This window comes from Butyricicoccus sp. (assembly GCF_977037065.1).
Genome location: NZ_CDRQNY010000004.1, coordinates 56,134 through 73,385, shown reverse-complemented (window position 1 = coordinate 73,385; position 17,252 = coordinate 56,134). Strand labels below are relative to the sequence as shown.

Sequence of the window (17,252 nt, the reverse complement as noted above, 5' to 3'; positions counted from 1 at the left end):
GTCAACAAGCTGACCGGATTAACCCACCGGCGGTTTGAAGCCCTGCCGCGACACGCGCGGCGAGGTCATGTTGGCGGTCAAATGCCGTCAACCAATAACCTTTAAGGAGGAAAAACAAATGCTGAACAAAGCAATCATCGGCAAGAAGGTCGGTATGACCCAGATCTTCAATGCTGACGGCAAGGTTATCCCCTGCACCGTAATCGAAGCAGGTCCTTGCGTTGTAACTCAGCTCAAGACCGAAGAGAAGGACGGCTACAATGCTGTACAGTTCGGTTTTGAGGATGTTAAGGAAGCTCGCCTGAACAAGCCCCAGAAGGGTCACCTGAAGAAGGCTGGCGACTCCCTGAAGAAGTACCTGAAGGAGTTCCGTTTTGAGGACTGCACTCCGTTCCAGCTCGGCGATGTTGTTAAGGCTGACATGTTCGTTACCGGCGATTATGTTGACGTTACCGGCACTTCCAAGGGCAAGGGCTACGCTGGCGTAATCAAGCGCTTCAACGCATCCCGCCTGAAGGAAACCCACGGTACCGGCCCTGTACACCGCCATGCGGGTTCTATGGGCGCTTGCTCTGATCCGTCCAAGATCATGAAGGGCAAGATGATGCCGGGTCACATGGGCGCTGAGCAGGTTACTGTTCAGAACCTGGACGTTGTAAAGGTTGACGCTGAGCTTAACCTGATCGCCGTTTGCGGCGCAGTTCCGGGCCCGAAGGGCGGCATCGTAGTGCTGAAGAACACCGTTAAGAACAACAAGGTTGCCAAGGGCGAGGCTGGCATCAGCAAGAACCCGCAGAAGGCTTCCGCAAGAAAGTAAGGGAAGGAGGAGCAAATCATGCCTACAGTAGCAGTTTTTGATATGACCGGTAAGAAGACCGGCGAGATGGAGCTGAACGCGGCTGTTTTCGGTATCGAGCCGAACATGACCGTTGTACACGCTGCAGTAAAGAATTATCTGGCTAACCAGCGTCAGGGCACTCAGTCCACGCTGACCCGCGCCGAGGTTCGTGGCGGCGGCATCAAGCCGTGGCGTCAGAAGGGCACCGGCCGTGCTCGTCAGGGTTCTATCCGCTCTCCGCAGTGGACCCATGGTGGTATTGCCCTCGGCCCGAAGCCCCGTTCCTACAACTACAGCCTGACCAAGAAGACCAAGCGTCTGGCTATGCTGTCCGCTCTGTCTGCAAAGGCAGCAGCAGGCGAGATCATCGTAATCGATGGCCTGGATATGGGCGAGATCAAGACCAAGTCCTTCGTTGGTTTCCTGAACGCAGTTGAGGCAACCGGCAAGAGCCTGGTAGTTACTCCGGAAGTTCGCGTAAACGTAGTTAAGTCTGCGGCAAACATCCCGGGCGTACGCACCACGATCGCGTCTACCCTCAATGTATACGACATCCTCAATGCTGACAAGTTCATCATCGACAAGGCAGCAGTTGAGAAGCTGCAGGAGGTATACGCATAATGAAGTACGCATACGACATTATCAAGAAGCCGATCATCACCGAGCGTTCCATGATGGGCGCACAGGACAACAAGTACACCTTCGAAGTAGCGATCGATGCCGGCAAGGTAGAGATCAAGAAGGCTGTAGAGGAGATCTTCGGCGTTAAGGTTGCCAAGGTTAACACCATCAAGCTGCCGGGCAAGTGGAAGCGCATGGGCGTTCACGTTGGCAAGCGTTCCGACATCAAGAAGGCGATCGTAACCCTGACCGCTGACTCCAAGAAGATCGAGATCTTCGAGAACATGATGTAAAAACCACTTCGGCTGCTAAGGCGAGCCTGAGTGTTCCCGCGAAGCGGGTTTTCAATAGAATCTGCTTGCAGATTCATAAAAACCGGGAGCATGTATCACGGTTTTTATACAAGAGCGAAGAAAAGTTTCGCTGGTCGGAACTTTTCGCAGCCTTGGTTTCATCCGCGCTGTGCGCGGTGGAACCTCTCTCGTTTGAAAACGTGTTTTCAAACGAAGTAATTGTATGGGGAAGCCACCCCGATAATAACGTATCAAGGAGTTGAAATTCCAAATGGCTATCAAGACTTTCAACCCGACGACGCCCTCGCGCAGAAATATGACTGTGCTTTCCTACAAGGGTCTGTCTAAGGTGAAGCCCGAGAAGAGCCTTCTCGAAAAGGTCAAGAAGACCGCTGGCCGCAACAGCTACGGCCGCATCACCGTTCGCCACATCGGCGGCGGCAACAAGAAGAAGTACCGTATCATTGACTTCAAGCGTCAGAAGCTCGACGTTTACGCCGAGGTTAAGACCCTGGAGTATGATCCGAACCGTTCCGCTAACATCGCTCTCGTTCAGTACGAGGACGGCGAGAAGGCATATATCCTCGCTCCCGAGGGCCTGAAGATCGGCGACAAGGTCGTTTCTTCCAAGGATGCCGACATCAAGCCCGGCAACTGCCTGCCGGTTGAGAACATTCCGGTTGGTACCATGATCCACAACATCGAGCTGTACCCGGGCAAGGGCGCACAGCTGGTTCGTTCCGCAGGCGTCGGCGCTCAGCTGATGGCTAAGGAAGGCGGCAAGGCAATGGTTCGTCTGCCCTCCGGTGAGCTGCGCTACGTCCGTCTGGACTGCAAGGCTACCATCGGCGTTGTTGGTAACTCTGATCATTCTAACGTACAGCTGGGCAAGGCTGGCCGTACCCGTCATCTGGGCATCCGCCCGACCGTTCGTGGTTCTGTAATGAACCCGTGCGATCACCCGCACGGCGGCGGCGAAGGCAAGAGCCCGATCGGCCGTCCGTCTCCGGTTACCCCGTGGGGCAAGCCGGCTATGGGTTACAAGACCCGCAAGAAGAACCACCGCACCGACAAGCAGATCGCTCGTCGTCGCAACGGCAAGTAAGAAAGGAGTTATCTTAATATGGGCAGAAGTGTTAAGAAAGGCCCTTTTGTGGCTCCTGAGCTTATCAAAAGAGTCGTTGAAATGAACGAAAAGGGCGAGAAGAAGGTCCTCAAGACCTGGTCCCGCGCTTCCACGATCTTCCCTGAGTTCGTCGGTCATACTATCGCAGTACACGACGGCCGCAAGCACGTTCCGGTATACGTTACCGAGGACATGGTTGGTCACAAGCTGGGCGAGTTTGCTCCCACCCGTACCTACAAGGGTCACGCGGGCAGCAAGACCTCCAATAACGGCAAGTAAGGAGGAGTTAAAGTAACATGGAAGCAAGAGCTATTGTACGCAACGTACGCATGACCCCGCGAAAGATCAAGCTGATCTGCGATCTGATCCGCGGCAAGGATGCGGGCGAAGCTATGGCCATCATCATGAATACCCCCAAGGCAGCATGCGAGCCGATGGAGAAGCTCCTCAAGAGCGCAGTTGCCAATGCCGAGAACAATCACGGCATGAACACCGACAAGCTTTACGTTAAGGAAGTTCACGTCGGTCCCGGTCCGATCATGAAGCGCGTTATGCCGCGTGCACAGGGCCGTGCATTCAGAATCCTCAAGAGAACCTCGCACGTAACGCTGGTTCTTGGCGAGAAAGAATAAGGGAGGGTAATCAATGGGCCAGAAAGTAAATCCGAACGGTCTCCGTGTCGGCGTTATCAAGAATTGGGATTCCCGTTGGTTCGCTAAGGACAATGTGTTCGGCGACCTCCTCGTGGAAGACTACGAGATCCGTAAGGATCTGAAGAAGCGTCTGTACGACGCAGGCGTTCCGGCGATCGAGATCGAGCGCAAGAACGACGAAATCAAGATCATGATCCAGTGCGCACGTCCCGGCATGGTTGTCGGCCGCGGCGGCGAGGACATCAAGAAGCTCGAAGAAGAGCTGACCAAGAAGTACGGCAAGAAGGTTCGCTGCTCCATCATCGAGATCAAGAACCCGGACACCAACGCTACCCTGGTTGCTGAGAACATTGCAGCTCAGCTCGAGAAGCGCATCGGTTTCCGCCGTGCAATGAAGCAGTCCATGGGCCGTGCAATGCGCATGGGCGCCAAGGGCATCAAGGTTTCCTGCGGCGGCCGTCTGGGCGGCGCGGAAATCGCACGCACCGAGCATTACCACGAGGGCACCATTCCGCTGCAGACCCTGCGTGCGGACATCGACTATGGTTTTGCTGAAGCTGCGACCACCTACGGCCGCATCGGTGTTAAGGTATGGATCTACAAGGGTGAGGTTCTCCACGGCGGTCCGCGTCTGGGTCGCTCCATTGAAGCTCCGAAGCCGGCATTCGAGCGCCGCGATCGTCGCGGTGACCGTCGCGGCCGTCGTGACTTCAACCGTGGCGAGCGTCGTGCTCCCCGTCAGGAAGGAGGCAACCGTTAATGCTGCTCCCTAAGAGAGTTAAGTATCGTCGCGTTCATCGCGGCCGTATGACCGGCAAGGCTACCCGCGGTAACTTCGTATCGAACGGTGAGTTCGGTATCCAGGCTACCGAGCCGTGCTGGATCACCTCGAATCAGATCGAGGCAGCCCGTATCGCTATGACCCGTTACACCAAGCGTGGCGGTCAGGTATGGATCAAGATTTTCCCCGACAAGCCGGTTACCAAGCATCCGGCTGGTGCTCGAATGGGTTCCGGTAAGGGCGCACCCGAGTACTGGGTTGCAGTAGTTAAGCCGGGCCGTGTACTGTTTGAGATCGCAGGCGTTTCCGAGGAAGTTGCTCGTGAGGCACTGCGTCTGGCAAGCCACAAGCTGCCCTGCAAGACCAAGTTCGTTGCCCGTGAGAAGAATGGCGGTGAAGCATGATGAAGGCATCTGAGATCAGAGAACTGACGGCTGAGGAGCTGTCTGCAAAGCTCGGTGAGCTGAAGAAGGACCTCTTCAACCTCCGTCTGCAGCTCGCTACCAATCAGCTCGACAACACCAACAAGATCAATGAAGTCAAGCACGACATTGCTCGTATCAATACCGTTATCCGCGAGAAGCAGATCGCGGAGAAGGCATAAGGGAGGGAAACGAATATTATGAGCGAAAGAGCATTACGCAAAACGCGAGTAGGCAAGGTCGTTTCCGATAAGATGGATAAGACCATTGTCGTAGCAATTGAGGATCGTGTAGCACATCCTCTGTACAAGAAGGTTATTCCGCACACCTATAAGCTGAAGGCACACGACGAGAACAACGAGTGTGGCATCGGTGATAAGGTTAAGGTGATGGAGACCCGTCCGCTGTCCAAGGACAAGCGCTGGCGCCTGGTCGAGATCATCGAGAAGGCAAAGTAAGGAGGAGAGCACATGGTTCAGCAGGAAAGCTTTCTGCGTGCAGCTGACAACAGCGGCGCAAAGGAACTGAAGGTAATCCGTGTTCTCGGCGGCTCCGCACGCAAGTACGGCAACATCGGTGACGTAGTTGTTTGCTCGGTGCGCAAGTGCACCCCGGGCGGCGGCGTAAAGAAGGGCGATGTCGTTAAGGCAGTTATCGTCCGCACCGTTAAGGGCCTGCGCCGCGCTGACGGCAGCTATATCCGCTTTGACGAGAACGCTGGCGTTATCATTCGTGATGACAAAAACCCCCGCGGCACCCGTATCTTTGGGCCTGTCGCTCGTGAGCTGCGTGACAAGGATTACATGAAGATCCTGTCGCTTGCTCCGGAAGTACTGTAAGGAGGTCGCCAACAAATGAACAATTTGCACGTTAAGACGGGCGACACCGCAGTCGTTCTTTCCGGCAAGGAAAAGGGCAAGCGCGGCAAGGTCCTGTCCGTAAACCCGAAGAAGGGTATGGTAGTAATCGAAGGTGTGAACATGATCAAGTGCCACACCAAGCCCCGCCGTCAGGGTGAAACCGGCGGCATCATCGAGCGCGAGGGTGCGCTGCGTGCCTGCAAGGTAATGCGCGTATGCCCGAAGTGCGACAAGCCGACTCGTGTAGCGCACAAGTTCACCGAGAACGGCACTAAGCTGACGGTGTGCAAGCACTGCGGCGAAACGCTTTAAGAAGAGGAGGTTGCAATAAATGGTTCCGAATATGAAAGCAAAGTATACTGCGGAAGTTGCGCCTGCTCTGATGAAGAAGTTTCAGTACGAGAGCGCAATGCAGATTCCGAAGCTCGACAAGATCGTAATCAACGTCGGCTGCGGTAAGGAAGCAAACGGTAACTCCAAGGTTATCGAGGCTATTGTCCGTGATATCACCCTGATCTCCGGCCAGAAGCCGATCATCACCCACGCTAAGAAGTCCATCGCAAACTTCAAGCTGCGTGACGGCATGCCGGTAGGCGTTAAGGTAACCCTGCGCCGTGACCGCATGTGGGAGTTCCTGGATCGTCTGTTCAACGTAGCTCTGCCGCGTGTACGCGACTTCCGCGGCATCAACGGCAACGCATTTGACGGCCGTGGCAACTACGCTCTGGGTCTGAACGAGCAGCTGATCTTCCCGGAAATTTCCTATGATCAGATCGACAAGATCCGCGGCATGAACATCGTTATCTGCACCACTGCAAATACCGATGAAGAAGCAAAGGAGCTGCTTACTCTGATGGGCGCTCCGTTTGAGAAGTAAGGAGGAGAAGTTAAATGGCTAAGAAGTCGATGGTTCTCAAGCAGCAGGCTAAGCCGAAGTTCTCCAGCCGAGCTTACAACCGCTGCAAGATCTGCGGCCGTCCGCACGCTTACCTGCGTGATTTCGGTATCTGCCGTATCTGCTTCCGCGAGCTGGCTTACAAGGGCCAGATCCCGGGTGTCCGCAAGGCATCCTGGTAAGGAAGAGCGATTTCAAAAAGGAACCCGTAAGGGTTCCTTTTTTTATGCTCTAACGGTGGGCAGAGACCATTTCTGCACCGAGTTATCGGGGCACGCGAACTGCGTAAGCGGCCTCGCCCCTAACAGGCGGCAGCTTTTTTCAGCACCGGCTGAGCGGGGTACGCGAACTGCCGCAGGCGTGTTCGCCCTTTCCGGGCGGGGAGTTTTTCGCTGCACCTCAGCGGGGAGTGCGCTGACGCCGCGCGGGCGCACAAGAGGGTAGACACCTGCGGTTTCCACCCTCTGATTTTCTCCCCTTTCCCTTGGAGAGTCTGGCGCAGATTTCCTATATGTGACCGCTGCGAAAAAAGGGAACGGCAGAGGATTTTTCCTACCGTAGGGGAGCACAGTGTGCTCCCATTTCTCTACCTATTCGCAGTGCCAGACAGTTTACTGCTACACAGGCGGTTTACTCTACGCAGGCGCGACACAAGGTGAATTGCCCGGAGGGCAAGAGAGGGTCCCCTGGGGGATAGCAGTGTCGCGCAGCTCTTTGGCACGTTGCAACGGACGGCAACTAAGGATAAAATCCTATTGCGCAATATATCGTGTAGGGCGGGGTGCCCTCAGAAGGTGAATTGCCCAAAGGGCAAGAGAAGCCACCCTGGGGTGCCCCGCCGTTTTTAACGATCTGCTGTTATTTATATACGGTGAGGCGGTAGTTTCAGTATGAAAAAATCGTAATATATTGACTATTAAAACGAAAATCTCGTAGTTGCCTCTTGCATTTTCCCGCAAAATGTGTTTTAATTATTCTGTTATGAATATTCCAATGCGATGAGCAGGAAAAGTAACGCTGTGTTCCTCTTTCTCAGAGAGAACGGTCCCATGGCTGCAAGCCGTTTATCGAGGTATGGCGCGAAGTTCCCCTGTGAGCACCGGTGCTGAATAGATGCAGTAGGCGCCGGCGAAGTAACGCTCCGTTACCGGCGTTCAATGAGTGCCCGATTTTTTTCGGGAATCAGGGTGGTACCACGGAAGTTTTACGCCTTTCGTCCCTATTTTACGGGGACGGAAGGCGTTTTTTACGCTGTGAATGAGTGGCGAGATGACCCCATTCCGCCGTTTCTAACGTTGTGCACTCATTTATATGCGGCGGGGCACCCCCGGGTGGCTTCTCTTGCCCTTCGGGCAATTCACCTTCTGAGGTCGCTCTGCCCTGTATGCAACATTTCGCCGCCCTCAATTACAAAATCATATTCCAAAGGAGAATTGGTATGAAAGAAAAGCTGCAAGGCATTTTGCAGACCGCGAAGGAGCAGCTCGCTGCCGCGAAGGATTCGCGCGCGCTGGACGAGGCCCGCGTTAAGTTCCTCGGCAAAAAGGGTGAGCTGACCGCGCTGCTCAAGGGCATGAAGGACGTTGCCGCAGAGGAGCGTCCGGTTGTTGGTCAGCTGATCAACGACGTTCGTGCGGAGATCGAAACCATCATTGAAAAGCAGAAGAAGCTGATCGAGCAGGCTGCGCTCGAGAAGAAGCTGGAGGCGGAGACCATCGACGTTACCCTGCCGGGTGAGGACGTTGTCATCGGCAAGAAGCATCCGCTGAACATCGTGCTCGACGAGTTCAAGGAGATTTTCCTTGGTCTGGGCTTCTCGATCGCTGAGGGTCCGGAGGTTGAGCTGGATCACTACAACTTTGAGGCGCTGAACATTCCGAAGGATCATCCGGCACGCGACACGCAGGATACCTTCTATATTTCGGATAATGTTGTGCTCCGCACGCAGACCTCTCCGATGCAGGTCCGCACGATGGAAAAGCGCAAGCCGCCGATCCGCATTATCGCGCCGGGCCGTGTTTACCGTTCGGACGCCGTTGACGCAACCCACTCTCCGCTGTTCCATCAGATCGAGGGTCTGGTTGTCGATAAGGGCATCCGCATGAGCGACCTCAAGGGCATTCTCGAGCTGTTCGCAAAGAAGCTGTACGGCGAGGACACGGTTGTTCGTTTCCGTCCGCATCACTTCCCGTTCACCGAGCCGTCTGCGGAGATGGATATCCAGTGCTACCGCTGCCACGGTGAAGGCTGCCCGCTCTGCAAGGGCGAGGGCTGGATTGAGATCCTCGGCTGCGGCATGGTTCACCCCAAGGTGCTTGAGATGAGCGGCATCGACCCGAATGAATACTCCGGCTACGCCTTCGGCATCGGTCTGGAGCGTATGGTTATGGGCCGCTTCAAGATCGACGATATCCGCCTGTTTTATGAGAACGACGTTCGATTCCTGCACCAGTTCTAAGCGCTGACGCCTTATAGGGGACTTCAAAAGTCCCCTATATACGAAAAACGGTTCCTGGCGAAACCGCTTTTCGATACCCGAACGACGCCGCCCACGGCGGCTGGGTCGGGGTGTAAAAACGCAGGTACACGCCCCGCGTTTTTACGAAACAGCAAGGCTGTTTCTATTTCATGCGCGCCTGATGGCGCGATACCATCAAGGAGGAAATATCCTATGAAGTTGCCATTATCCTGGCTTTCGGATTATACCGATATGAACGGCATCACCCCGAAGGAATATGATGCCAAGCTGACTATGTCCGGCTCCAAGGTCGAGGAGGTTTACTACCTCGGCGCGGAGATCGACAACGTTGTGACCGGCAAGATCCTCGAGGTTGTCGATCACCCGGATTCCGACCATCTGAAGATCTGCCAGCTCGATGTCGGCAAGGAGGAGCCGGTGCAGATCGTCACCGGCGCACCCAATGTAACGCCTGCGTCCGTTGGCGAGATCTGCCCGGTCTGCCTGCACAAGTCCACCCTGCCGGGCGGCGTGAAGATCACCAAGGGCAAGCTGCGCGGCGTGCCGTCCAACGGCATGATGTGCTCGTTCCAGGAGCTGGGTCTGTCCCACGGCTGCGTACCGTATGCGTGTGAGAACGGCATCCTGTTCCTGCCGGCCGGCACCCCGGTTGGCGAGGACATCAAGAAGGTGCTCGGTCTGGACGACTGGGTTTCCGATTTTGAGATTACGTCCAACCGCCCGGACTGCCTGAGCGTGATCGGTCTGGCCCGCGAGACTGCGGCTACCTTCGACCGTCCGTTCTCCGTCAAGACCCCGGAGGTAAAGGGCGTCGGCGGCGACATCAACGAGTATATGTCGGTTGAGGTCAAGGACACCGACCTGTGCCCGCGCTACACCGCCCGCATTGTCAAGAATATCAAGATCGAGCCGTCTCCGGCGTGGATGCGCGAGCGTCTGCACGCCTGCGGCGTTCGTCCGATCAACAACATCGTTGATATCACCAACTATGTTATGCTCGAGTACGGCCAGCCGATGCACGCATTCGACTACAAGTGCCTGTCCGACGGCCGCATCGTTGTCCGCCGTGCCCGCAACGGTGAGTCCATCCAGACTCTGGACGGCGTAGATCACGACCTGAGCGACAAGATGCTTGCAATCTGCGACAACGACAAGCCGGTTGCTGTTGCAGGCGTTATGGGCGGCGCAAACTCCGAGATTATGGACGACACCAAGACCGTTGTTTTCGAGTCCGCAAACTTCCACGGCGCTACCGTTCGTATCACCGCAAAGGCGCTCGGCATGCGTACCGAGGCCTCCGGTCGCTTTGAGAAGGGCCTTGACCCGCGCATGACCCTCGATGCGGTCAACCGTGCGTGCGAACTGATCGAGATGCTCGGCGCAGGCGAAGTCGTTGACGGCATTATCGACGTTGACAACTCCGACCCGAACCATAAGCGTCTGCCGTTCGAGCCGGACAAGATGAACGCGCTGCTCGGTCTGGAGCTGTCCACGGAGGAGCAGGTAAAGCTGCTCGAGAAGCTGGACTTCAAGATCGAGAACAACGAGGTCGTTGTGCCGTTCTTCCGCACCGACATCAACCGCATGTGCGACGTGGCTGAGGAGGTTGCCCGCATGTACGGCTACGACAAGATCCCGACCACGCTGTACGCAGGCGAGATGGTACAGGGTGAGTTCACGCCGTCTCAGCAGGCGGAGCGCGCTGCCGCGCTGGTCTGCCGCGAGGCCGGCTTTGACGAGTCCATGAGCCACTCGTTCATCTCTCCGAAGTTCTACGACATGATCGGCTGGGACGAGAACGACCCGCGCCGTATCTCCACCACCATCCTCAACCCGCTCGGTGAGGATTTCAGCGTGATGCGTACCACCGTGCTGCCGTCCATGCTGGATAATCTGGCGCACAACCACGCGCACCGCAACCCGACCGCTTCGCTGTACGAGCTGGGCACCATCTACACGCCGACCGTCAAGGACGGCAAGGCTGACCCGGACGTACTGCCGCACGAGGAGAAGATTTTGACCCTCGGCAGCTACGGCCGCCTGTCCTTCTTCCAGTTCAAGGGTGCGATCGAGGCGCTGCTGCGCGAGCTGAACATCAAGGGCGCGTCCTTCGCTCCCGAGAAGGCCAACCCGTCCTATCACCCGGGCCGCTGCGCCAAGGTGCTGATCGACGGCAAGGAGATCGGCGTATTCGGCACCATTCATCCGACCGTTGCCGCACGCTACGGTCTGTCCGGCGAGGTACTCGCTGCCGAGCTGCAGATGGATGCGCTGCTGGCTGCCATCGACCCGGAGAAGCTGTATCATCCGCTGCCCAAGTTCCCGGCTTCCACCCGCGATATCGCGGTTCTGGTTGACGATGCCGTTCCGGCGGCTTCCATGCAGGCCGCTGTTGAGAAGGCAGCAGGCAAGCTGCTCGAGTCGGTCAAGCTGTTCGACGTTTACAAGGGCAAGGGCATCCCGGAGGGCAAGAAGTCCGTGGCGTACTCGCTGTCCCTGCGCGCACCCGACCGTACCCTCACCGACGAGGAGTGCGACAAGGCCATGCGTGCCGCTATCTCGGCGCTCGAGACCGAGTTCGGCGCTCAGCTGCGCGGTTAAGTTCCCGAAAAAGTACAAAAAAGAGCAGATACTCTCGTATCTGCTCTTTCTTTATGGTTTAATACTGCGTTATCCGAGAGAACCGTCCGGATTGACAGAATCCCAGTCATTGGAATACTCATGCTGCGTCCATTCGACGATTTTGTCGCCTGCAGGCGGCGCGTTCTTCGGCTCGACACTGGATTCGGTCGTGGTCAGCGTGATATCGAGCGACAGAATGCCGGTGTTCTTGGTGTGGTAGGTCACGCTCAATTTACAGTTCTGCACACTGCCGGAAAACGTCAGCACGGTTTTGGTGGTGTTCCAGCTATCGGAGCGGCTTTCGAGCGTGCCCGAGAACGAGCCGTCCGCGGTATTCAGCGTGTAGCTGCCGGTCATGGTTTGACCGTAGTCGTCATTCTGTTTGTCGAGCTTTGCCGTGCAGCGCGAGCCGCTTGCGGTGAATTTCTCATCGCCCAGCAGGTCGTTCAGGCGGTTTACGTCATTCTTTATGTTGCGATAAAAATCCTCCCAGCCGAGCTCATATGCGGTCACCGCAGATTCGTTTGATGTGACGATGCTTTCGCCCACCGAGGTAAAGGTATTGTTCTTCAGAATCTTCAGATTTTCGCTGAACAGAGCGCCGAATGTGCTGTCCGCCCAGTTGATGTGCAGCCACGCGCCGTTCGACAGCGCCTTGAGATCGGCGTCGTCCGTTTTGTCCATCGCCAGAATCTTCGCCACGGCAGGGCACTTCAAATACAGGTCGCCGCTGTCTGCGCTGCATAGGAGCTCGAGCTTGACATTGCTCAGCGCACTGCGCAGGAGCGCTGCCTGTGCGGCGGTGAGTACGTCATCCGTCTGCGGATCGCCGAGGAAATAAGACGCCAGCACGCGCAGATCGACGGTCACGGTCGCCTGGGTGGCTTGTCCGTTCGCCAGAATTTCGGCTTTGACATCGACCTTGTAATCCTTGTTGCCGTCGATGGTGTCGAAGGCGGTGTACGCCGCGCCGATCGTCGCCACCGTGCGCAGCGTCTTGGCGTTTTCGGTGGATGGCTGTGCCTTGATCCACTTGTTGAGCACGGTAAACTTGCTGTCAATGTCGTTTACAAGCGCCGCGCGGTCATACAGCACGGCGGTCTGCATATCCTGATCCCACTGCACGGTCAGTCCGAACGCTTCGGCGAAAAAGCGCACCGGAACATAGGTGCGTCCGCCTTTTTTGTACGGCGCGGTATCAAGCTGCACGGTTTTGACGGTTTTGCCCGCGCTGTCCGTGACGGTAAGCTGCTTGCCGCCGAGCGCGAACGACAGCGTGTCGCCGTCCTTTTTCGCGGTGATTTTTCCGGCGTCATATGTGACCTCGGCGCCGAGCACCTCGGCAATGGCGCGGAAGGGAACCATCACGCGCCCGTTTACCTTTTCCGGCTGTGCGTCCGCAAAGTGGACATACGCGCCGTTGAGCTGCACGGAAAGCTGACAGCGGAGTTTGTATTCCTCGCCCTCTGTCATGGCACGCGCTGTATCACGATAGCATTCCTCTAAATCACCGTCCCAGCCGAAGGACAGCCCCTCCAGATCGTCATACCCCCAGTAATCGACTGCGATCTGGGGATCTTTATGGATGGCGTCCAGATGCTGCCGATAATGGTCGCTGAGCGTATCATAATCGAAAATGCCGTAGCCCGGTCCCTCATCCATGTACTCCTCAGCGCTGTCACACCCGAACTGCTTGTACATCGGCGGTGTGGAATCCAGCGCGAGTGCACTCGGCGCAGAGCCTGCCAGCAGCAGTGCCGCCAGTGCCGCAGAGGCAAATTGTTTCATCTTTTTCATGTCGTAACCCCCTCATGTTGGTGTTACTACCATTGTACAGGAAATCGGTAGGGGTTGTCTACCTGTAACCTGACGCAAATTGGCAGAGAAAAATCGGCATATTGCCCATGCAGCCGCATAGGGTAGAGCAAGGGAGGGCACTGCTATGTTTATCACGATCACACGCACGGGTCTGCGCCGAATCGGTGTGGGACTTAGCGTTTTTGCGGTTCTGACTGCGGTTTTCATTCTGTTTCCGCGCGAAAATGCTCAGCCGGCAGCCACCGAACAGGCGGTTCCCGCGTCTGTCAGCGACTGGGGATTGTCGTTCCAAACCGAGGGGCAGCCGCCGGTCGGCAATGTCTCCGCCGAGGAACTGCGGCAGTACAACGCGTTTTACGTCGGTGACACGAGCCGAAAGATCATCTACCTGACGTTTGACGCGGGCTACGAGAACGGCTGCACGCCTGCCATTCTGGATGCGCTCAAAAAGCATGACGCGCCTGCCTGCTTTTTCGTGGTGGGCAACTTTATTGATACCGCACCGGAACTCGTAAAGCGCATGGCAGCGGAGGGGCATATCGTGGGTAACCACACGCTGCACCATCCGGATATGTCCGGCATTGCGGATAAGAGCGCGTTTGCGGCTGAGTTGAACGGTCTCGAGGAGAAATACACCGCGCTGACCGGTCAGCCGATGCAGAAATTTTATCGTCCGCCGCAGGGCAAGTTCAGCGAGGAGAATCTCCGGCAGGCGCAGGAGCTGGGGTATACCACGGTTTTCTGGTCGCTCGCGTATGTGGACTGGTATACGGATAACCAGCCGACCGATGAGCAGGCATTCTCCAAGCTGCTGCCGCGGATACATAACGGAGCCATCGTGCTGCTGCATTCCACCAGTGAGACCAATGCGAGGATTCTCGATGAACTGCTGACGAAGTGGGAGAATGCGGGGTATACCTTTGGCTCGCTGACAGACCTTACATCCGGCTAAACCGCAGGGGGCGGCTCGGCGCACCGTATGTAACGATTGGTACGCGTTATCCCGTAGGGGAGCACAGTGTGCTCCCACGCAACACCAAATCACACGGTTCTCGGGCGAACACTGTTCGCCCCTACGGTTACGCAGCTGCAGATGGTTTACAAACGGTGCGCCGAGGTACGGGAAAACGATATGGTAAAATAAAACCCTCTCCGGATTTTCAGAGAGGGTTTTGTGCATTGTTTGCTTTTACGGCATCATCACGCGGCCTTCAAACTCGGCGCGGCGCTTGATGTCCTTCATGACGGTATCGAACTGGTTGAGGTCGAGCGACTGTGCACCGTCGCAGAGGGCGTGTGCGGGATCGTTATGCGCCTCGATGATCAGGCCGTCAGCACCGGCAGCGATGGCTGCGCGGGACAGCGGCTGCACCATATCACGGCGGCCTGCTGCGTGGGACGGGTCGATGATGATGGGCAGGTGGCTGAACATCTTCACCAGCGGAACAGCGGAGATATCCAGATTATTGCGGATCAGCTTCTCAAAGGTGCGGATGCCGCGCTCACACAGGATAACGTTGGTATTGCCGCCTGCGAAAATGTACTCGGCAGCCATGAGGAACTCCTCCATGGTGGCGGACAGACCGCGCTTGAGGAGGATCGGCTTGTTCGAGCGGCCCAGCTCCTTCAGCAGCATGAAGTTCTGCATATTGCGGGCACCAAGCTGGATGATATCCACATCTGCGAACAGGTCGAGATGCTTTTCGCTCATGATCTCGGTGACGATCGGCAGACCGGTCTGACGCTTTGCCTCGAGCAGCAGCTTGAGGCCCTCGGCCTCCAGACCCTGGAACGAGTACGGGGAGGTACGCGGCTTGAATGCGCCGCCGCGCAGGAAGGATGCACCGGCCGCCTTGACACGCTCGGCGCACTCGACGATCTGTGCTTCGTTCTCGACCGAGCACGGACCTGCCATAACATTGAAGTAGCCGGCGCCGATCTTGCGGCCCGCAACCTCGATGATCGTGTCCTCGGGGTGGAATTTGCGGTTGACGGCCTTGAACGGCTCGGTCACGCGCTGTACACGCTCGACCACGTCATACGCCATAATGTCCCCTTCATCGAGCCGGGTCGTGTCGCCCATCAGGCCGAGGATAAGTGTATCCGCACCCTGGGAATAGTTGATCCGCAGCCCCATATCCGTGAAATGCTGCATCAGTTTTTCGACATGTTCCTTGTCGCTGTTTTGTTTGAGTACAACGATCATTTCAGTTCACTCCTTCACAATGTGATAAATTTTAAGTAGGATTGGATATACGCTTCATTTTTTCAGTTTTTTTACAGCGTACGATTTGAAGTATACCATATCAGAGGGCAAAAAGAAAGAGCGATTTACGACAAATCGCCCTTTGATTTTCCACGGTTTTTGCACATGGTTGCATGCTGCTAACCGGATGCTTATGATGCGTTTGCCGCCGCATCGGCCTTCAGCTCCTTGTATTTGGCGGTTACTGCGCTGCAGAATTCATCCCAGCGGCCGCTGTTGATGAGGGTGGACGGGCAGATTTTGCCCGAAAAGTCCTGATGCTTTTTCAGTGCCTTGGACGGGTTCAGGTCGTACTCGATCAGCAGCCGCGCACACAGCTTTTCGGTGTTGATGAGCGTCTGTTCGTAGTTGCCGTCCGAGTTGACGCACATTTCAATGCCGATGCCGTTCATGTTGCCGCCGTTCTTCTCCATGCCGTCGCCTGCGTGGTAGGCAGTCTCATCATCCGGCAGATGGTGGTAGATCTCGTGATCGTCCACCGTGTAGTGCCACGAAACAATGCCCTCCCCGGCGTTGGCGTTCTGGTGGATGAACGAGTTGTGCGCGGCCGCATTTGCGCCGGTGCCGGTGTTGTCGGTCTCGTGGATGACGAGATACCTGATCTCGCGCTTCTGTCCCGGACGGGCGCGTGTGCCCTCGGGAAGAAAGTCGGTCATCACCGGAATATCCTCAATGTAGGTCAGACCGGCGTCGGTCTGCGGCTCGCGGAACACGATCTTCTGTGTCAGCATGCCTGCCGCAAACGACACGATCATCAGTCCGACCGTCAGCATCAGGCTGACCCGAAGTCCCTTGCTTTTCTTTTTGCGTGCCATGATTCACCTTGTCTTTTCAGAATGATATCGTCTTGCTTTTTCCATTGTACTACGTTTTACGCGATTTTTCAAAACAAAGACTGTAAACTTTTTTTGAGCAACGAATAGAAATTTGCAGAAATGGTATCAAAATTGGCATATTATATTGCACGATAAGTGCGCATTAAATAGAATTTGCTGTGCAAATTCATGAAAACCGGGGACATGTGCCACGCAGCGCGGCCGAGAAGCCGCGCAAGGATAGCGTTCGGTTTTTATACTTATAGAGGGAAAAAGTTTCGACCATCGGGAGGAACTTTTGGACGACTTTGGAACGGCCCACGGTCTGTTCCTCTTGTCGGCGAAACTGTAGTTTCGCGACAGTCATTAAATTCTGCAATAAAATCTTGCATTTGCACTCGGATTCCCTTATAATAAAAGTTATTCGGAGAGGCGAAGCCTTTCAGCAGAATTTCTTTGACCGCCCGGTTTCTGCGCGAAAACGGTGCCAAGGCCATACGGACAGCCGGGTCAAATGCCGAAACTGGCAACTTTGTTGCCTTATTGAATTTTATAAGTTGGCTGACTAAAAGCCGTGTGCCGCGGGCGCATCACACTTGTGAAACGATCAATAAGAGTAGTAAAAGTAACGATTCTTGCTATATAGACTCTTTCCTCTTGCCTAAAACCTACGGAATATGCAGGAATGACCTGCAAAGGGAACGATCATCCTCAAGTGAAAGCGTACCGTGTGTACCCCTTTCGCCTGGGGATTTTTTGGTAT

General features: G+C 55.8%; 20 protein-coding genes and 1 other annotated feature. Of the genes, 17 read left to right on the top strand and 3 right to left on the bottom strand.

The genetic code is table 11. The features are described 5' to 3' along the window. The first annotated feature begins 121 nt into the window (after nt 1–121). The 16 genes from rplC to pheT all read left to right on the top strand — a co-directional run bounded on the left by rplC (nt 122) and on the right by pheT (nt 11,569). Nucleotides 122–817, top strand: coding sequence for a 50S ribosomal protein L3 (rplC, locus tag ACWVX6_RS02620; RefSeq protein ID WP_117491440.1), 696 nt, complete (start codon nt 122–124; stop codon nt 815–817). 18 nt (nt 818–835) lie between these two features. Next, the gene (rplD, locus tag ACWVX6_RS02615) at nt 836–1,459 is read left to right on the top strand and encodes a 50S ribosomal protein L4 (protein WP_117491403.1); all 624 of its coding nucleotides are present in this window, start codon (nt 836–838) and stop codon (nt 1,457–1,459) included. Next, complete coding sequence (rplW, locus tag ACWVX6_RS02610) at nt 1,459–1,752, top strand: 50S ribosomal protein L23 (protein WP_110435211.1); 294 nt, start codon at nt 1,459–1,461, stop codon at nt 1,750–1,752. The genes rplD and rplW overlap by 1 nt, the downstream gene beginning before the upstream one ends. 271 nt (nt 1,753–2,023) lie before the next feature. Next, nucleotides 2,024–2,857, top strand: a complete 834-nt coding sequence (gene rplB / locus ACWVX6_RS02605; protein WP_116704664.1) for a 50S ribosomal protein L2 — start codon at nt 2,024–2,026, stop codon at nt 2,855–2,857. 18 nt (nt 2,858–2,875) lie between these two features. Further along, nucleotides 2,876–3,157 (top strand): 30S ribosomal protein S19, encoded by a 282-nt coding sequence (rpsS, locus tag ACWVX6_RS02600; RefSeq protein WP_110435209.1) that lies wholly within the window; start codon nt 2,876–2,878, stop codon nt 3,155–3,157. Nucleotides 3,158–3,174: 17 nt separating this feature from the next. Beyond that, nucleotides 3,175–3,510 carry a 50S ribosomal protein L22 gene (gene rplV, locus ACWVX6_RS02595; protein ID WP_110435208.1) on the top strand — a complete coding sequence of 112 codons (336 nt, stop codon included), beginning with the start codon at nt 3,175–3,177 and terminating at the stop codon, nt 3,508–3,510. Between the two features lie 13 nt (nt 3,511–3,523). Then, nucleotides 3,524–4,291, top strand: coding sequence for a 30S ribosomal protein S3 (rpsC, locus tag ACWVX6_RS02590; RefSeq protein ID WP_116704663.1), 768 nt, complete (start codon nt 3,524–3,526; stop codon nt 4,289–4,291). Then, nucleotides 4,291–4,716 (top strand): 50S ribosomal protein L16, encoded by a 426-nt coding sequence (gene rplP, locus ACWVX6_RS02585; protein WP_110435206.1) that lies wholly within the window; start codon nt 4,291–4,293, stop codon nt 4,714–4,716. Before rpsC ends, rplP begins: the two co-directional genes overlap by 1 nt. Further along, complete coding sequence (rpmC, locus tag ACWVX6_RS02580; RefSeq protein ID WP_110435205.1) at nt 4,716–4,916, top strand: 50S ribosomal protein L29; 201 nt, start codon at nt 4,716–4,718, stop codon at nt 4,914–4,916. The genes rplP and rpmC overlap by 1 nt, the downstream gene beginning before the upstream one ends. A gap of 18 nt (nt 4,917–4,934) precedes the next feature. Continuing rightward, nucleotides 4,935–5,192, top strand: a complete 258-nt coding sequence (gene rpsQ / locus ACWVX6_RS02575; RefSeq protein ID WP_054326963.1) for a 30S ribosomal protein S17 — start codon at nt 4,935–4,937, stop codon at nt 5,190–5,192. Between the two features lie 12 nt (nt 5,193–5,204). Continuing rightward, nucleotides 5,205–5,573: a 50S ribosomal protein L14 gene (rplN, locus tag ACWVX6_RS02570; protein ID WP_116704662.1), complete on the top strand. Its 369-nt coding sequence runs from the start codon at nt 5,205–5,207 to the stop codon at nt 5,571–5,573. A 15-nt stretch (nt 5,574–5,588) separates the two neighbouring features. Further along, nucleotides 5,589–5,906 carry a 50S ribosomal protein L24 gene (gene rplX / locus ACWVX6_RS02565; protein ID WP_117491401.1) on the top strand — a complete coding sequence of 106 codons (318 nt, stop codon included), beginning with the start codon at nt 5,589–5,591 and terminating at the stop codon, nt 5,904–5,906. A 19-nt stretch (nt 5,907–5,925) separates the two neighbouring features. Beyond that, nucleotides 5,926–6,471 (top strand): 50S ribosomal protein L5, encoded by a 546-nt coding sequence (rplE, locus tag ACWVX6_RS02560; protein ID WP_117555184.1) that lies wholly within the window; start codon nt 5,926–5,928, stop codon nt 6,469–6,471. Nucleotides 6,472–6,485: 14 nt separating this feature from the next. Next, a complete protein-coding gene (locus tag ACWVX6_RS02555; protein ID WP_110435201.1) occupies nt 6,486–6,671 on the top strand; it encodes a type Z 30S ribosomal protein S14 in 186 nt (61 codons plus the stop codon). 807 nt (nt 6,672–7,478) lie between these two features. Next, nucleotides 7,479–7,713 (top strand) — a binding site (T-box leader). A gap of 214 nt (nt 7,714–7,927) precedes the next feature. Continuing rightward, nucleotides 7,928–8,947: a phenylalanine--tRNA ligase subunit alpha gene (gene pheS / locus ACWVX6_RS02550; RefSeq protein WP_118478298.1), complete on the top strand. Its 1,020-nt coding sequence runs from the start codon at nt 7,928–7,930 to the stop codon at nt 8,945–8,947. Between the two features lie 213 nt (nt 8,948–9,160). After that, nucleotides 9,161–11,569, top strand: a complete 2,409-nt coding sequence (gene pheT / locus ACWVX6_RS02545; RefSeq protein WP_455152272.1) for a phenylalanine--tRNA ligase subunit beta — start codon at nt 9,161–9,163, stop codon at nt 11,567–11,569. Nucleotides 11,570–11,638: 69 nt separating this feature from the next. Here the strand turns inward: pheT and ACWVX6_RS02540 are convergent, their stop codons facing one another. After that, entirely contained in the window at nt 11,639–13,387 is a 1,749-nt protein-coding gene (locus tag ACWVX6_RS02540; protein WP_455152271.1) for a copper amine oxidase N-terminal domain-containing protein, read from the bottom strand. 145 nt (nt 13,388–13,532) lie between these two features. On the opposite strand from ACWVX6_RS02540, the gene ACWVX6_RS02535 reads away from it, so the two are divergent. Further along, nucleotides 13,533–14,360, top strand: a complete 828-nt coding sequence (locus tag ACWVX6_RS02535; RefSeq protein WP_455152270.1) for a polysaccharide deacetylase family protein — start codon at nt 13,533–13,535, stop codon at nt 14,358–14,360. A 237-nt stretch (nt 14,361–14,597) separates the two neighbouring features. Here ACWVX6_RS02535 and aroF read toward each other — a convergent pair whose 3' ends face one another. Both aroF and ACWVX6_RS02525 read right to left on the bottom strand, forming a co-directional pair. Further along, nucleotides 14,598–15,614, bottom strand: coding sequence for a 3-deoxy-7-phosphoheptulonate synthase (aroF, locus tag ACWVX6_RS02530; RefSeq protein WP_455152269.1), 1,017 nt, complete (start codon nt 15,612–15,614; stop codon nt 14,598–14,600). 191 nt (nt 15,615–15,805) lie between these two features. After that, nucleotides 15,806–16,489, bottom strand: a complete 684-nt coding sequence (locus tag ACWVX6_RS02525) for a peptidoglycan recognition protein family protein (RefSeq protein ID WP_455152268.1) — start codon at nt 16,487–16,489, stop codon at nt 15,806–15,808. Nucleotides 16,490–17,252: the final 763 nt, after the last annotated feature.

Coding starts and splice junctions, on each gene's coding strand:
- rpsC (WP_116704663.1), top strand. CDS start 3,524: ATGGGCCAGAAAGTAAATCCGAACGGTCTCCGTGTCGGCGTTATCAAG.
- rplB (WP_116704664.1), top strand. CDS start 2,024: ATGGCTATCAAGACTTTCAACCCGACGACGCCCTCGCGCAGAAATATG.
- ACWVX6_RS02555 (WP_110435201.1), top strand. CDS start 6,486: ATGGCTAAGAAGTCGATGGTTCTCAAGCAGCAGGCTAAGCCGAAGTTC.
- rplW (WP_110435211.1), top strand. CDS start 1,459: ATGAAGTACGCATACGACATTATCAAGAAGCCGATCATCACCGAGCGT.
- rplN (WP_116704662.1), top strand. CDS start 5,205: ATGGTTCAGCAGGAAAGCTTTCTGCGTGCAGCTGACAACAGCGGCGCA.
- ACWVX6_RS02540 (WP_455152271.1), bottom strand. CDS start 13,387: ATGAAAAAGATGAAACAATTTGCCTCTGCGGCACTGGCGGCACTGCTG.
- rplD (WP_117491403.1), top strand. CDS start 836: ATGCCTACAGTAGCAGTTTTTGATATGACCGGTAAGAAGACCGGCGAG.
- pheS (WP_118478298.1), top strand. CDS start 7,928: ATGAAAGAAAAGCTGCAAGGCATTTTGCAGACCGCGAAGGAGCAGCTC.
- ACWVX6_RS02525 (WP_455152268.1), bottom strand. CDS start 16,489: ATGGCACGCAAAAAGAAAAGCAAGGGACTTCGGGTCAGCCTGATGCTG.
- rpmC (WP_110435205.1), top strand. CDS start 4,716: ATGAAGGCATCTGAGATCAGAGAACTGACGGCTGAGGAGCTGTCTGCA.
- rplX (WP_117491401.1), top strand. CDS start 5,589: ATGAACAATTTGCACGTTAAGACGGGCGACACCGCAGTCGTTCTTTCC.
- ACWVX6_RS02535 (WP_455152270.1), top strand. CDS start 13,533: ATGTTTATCACGATCACACGCACGGGTCTGCGCCGAATCGGTGTGGGA.
- rpsQ (WP_054326963.1), top strand. CDS start 4,935: ATGAGCGAAAGAGCATTACGCAAAACGCGAGTAGGCAAGGTCGTTTCC.
- rpsS (WP_110435209.1), top strand. CDS start 2,876: ATGGGCAGAAGTGTTAAGAAAGGCCCTTTTGTGGCTCCTGAGCTTATC.
- rplE (WP_117555184.1), top strand. CDS start 5,926: ATGGTTCCGAATATGAAAGCAAAGTATACTGCGGAAGTTGCGCCTGCT.
- rplV (WP_110435208.1), top strand. CDS start 3,175: ATGGAAGCAAGAGCTATTGTACGCAACGTACGCATGACCCCGCGAAAG.
- pheT (WP_455152272.1), top strand. CDS start 9,161: ATGAAGTTGCCATTATCCTGGCTTTCGGATTATACCGATATGAACGGC.
- aroF (WP_455152269.1), bottom strand. CDS start 15,614: ATGATCGTTGTACTCAAACAAAACAGCGACAAGGAACATGTCGAAAAA.
- rplP (WP_110435206.1), top strand. CDS start 4,291: ATGCTGCTCCCTAAGAGAGTTAAGTATCGTCGCGTTCATCGCGGCCGT.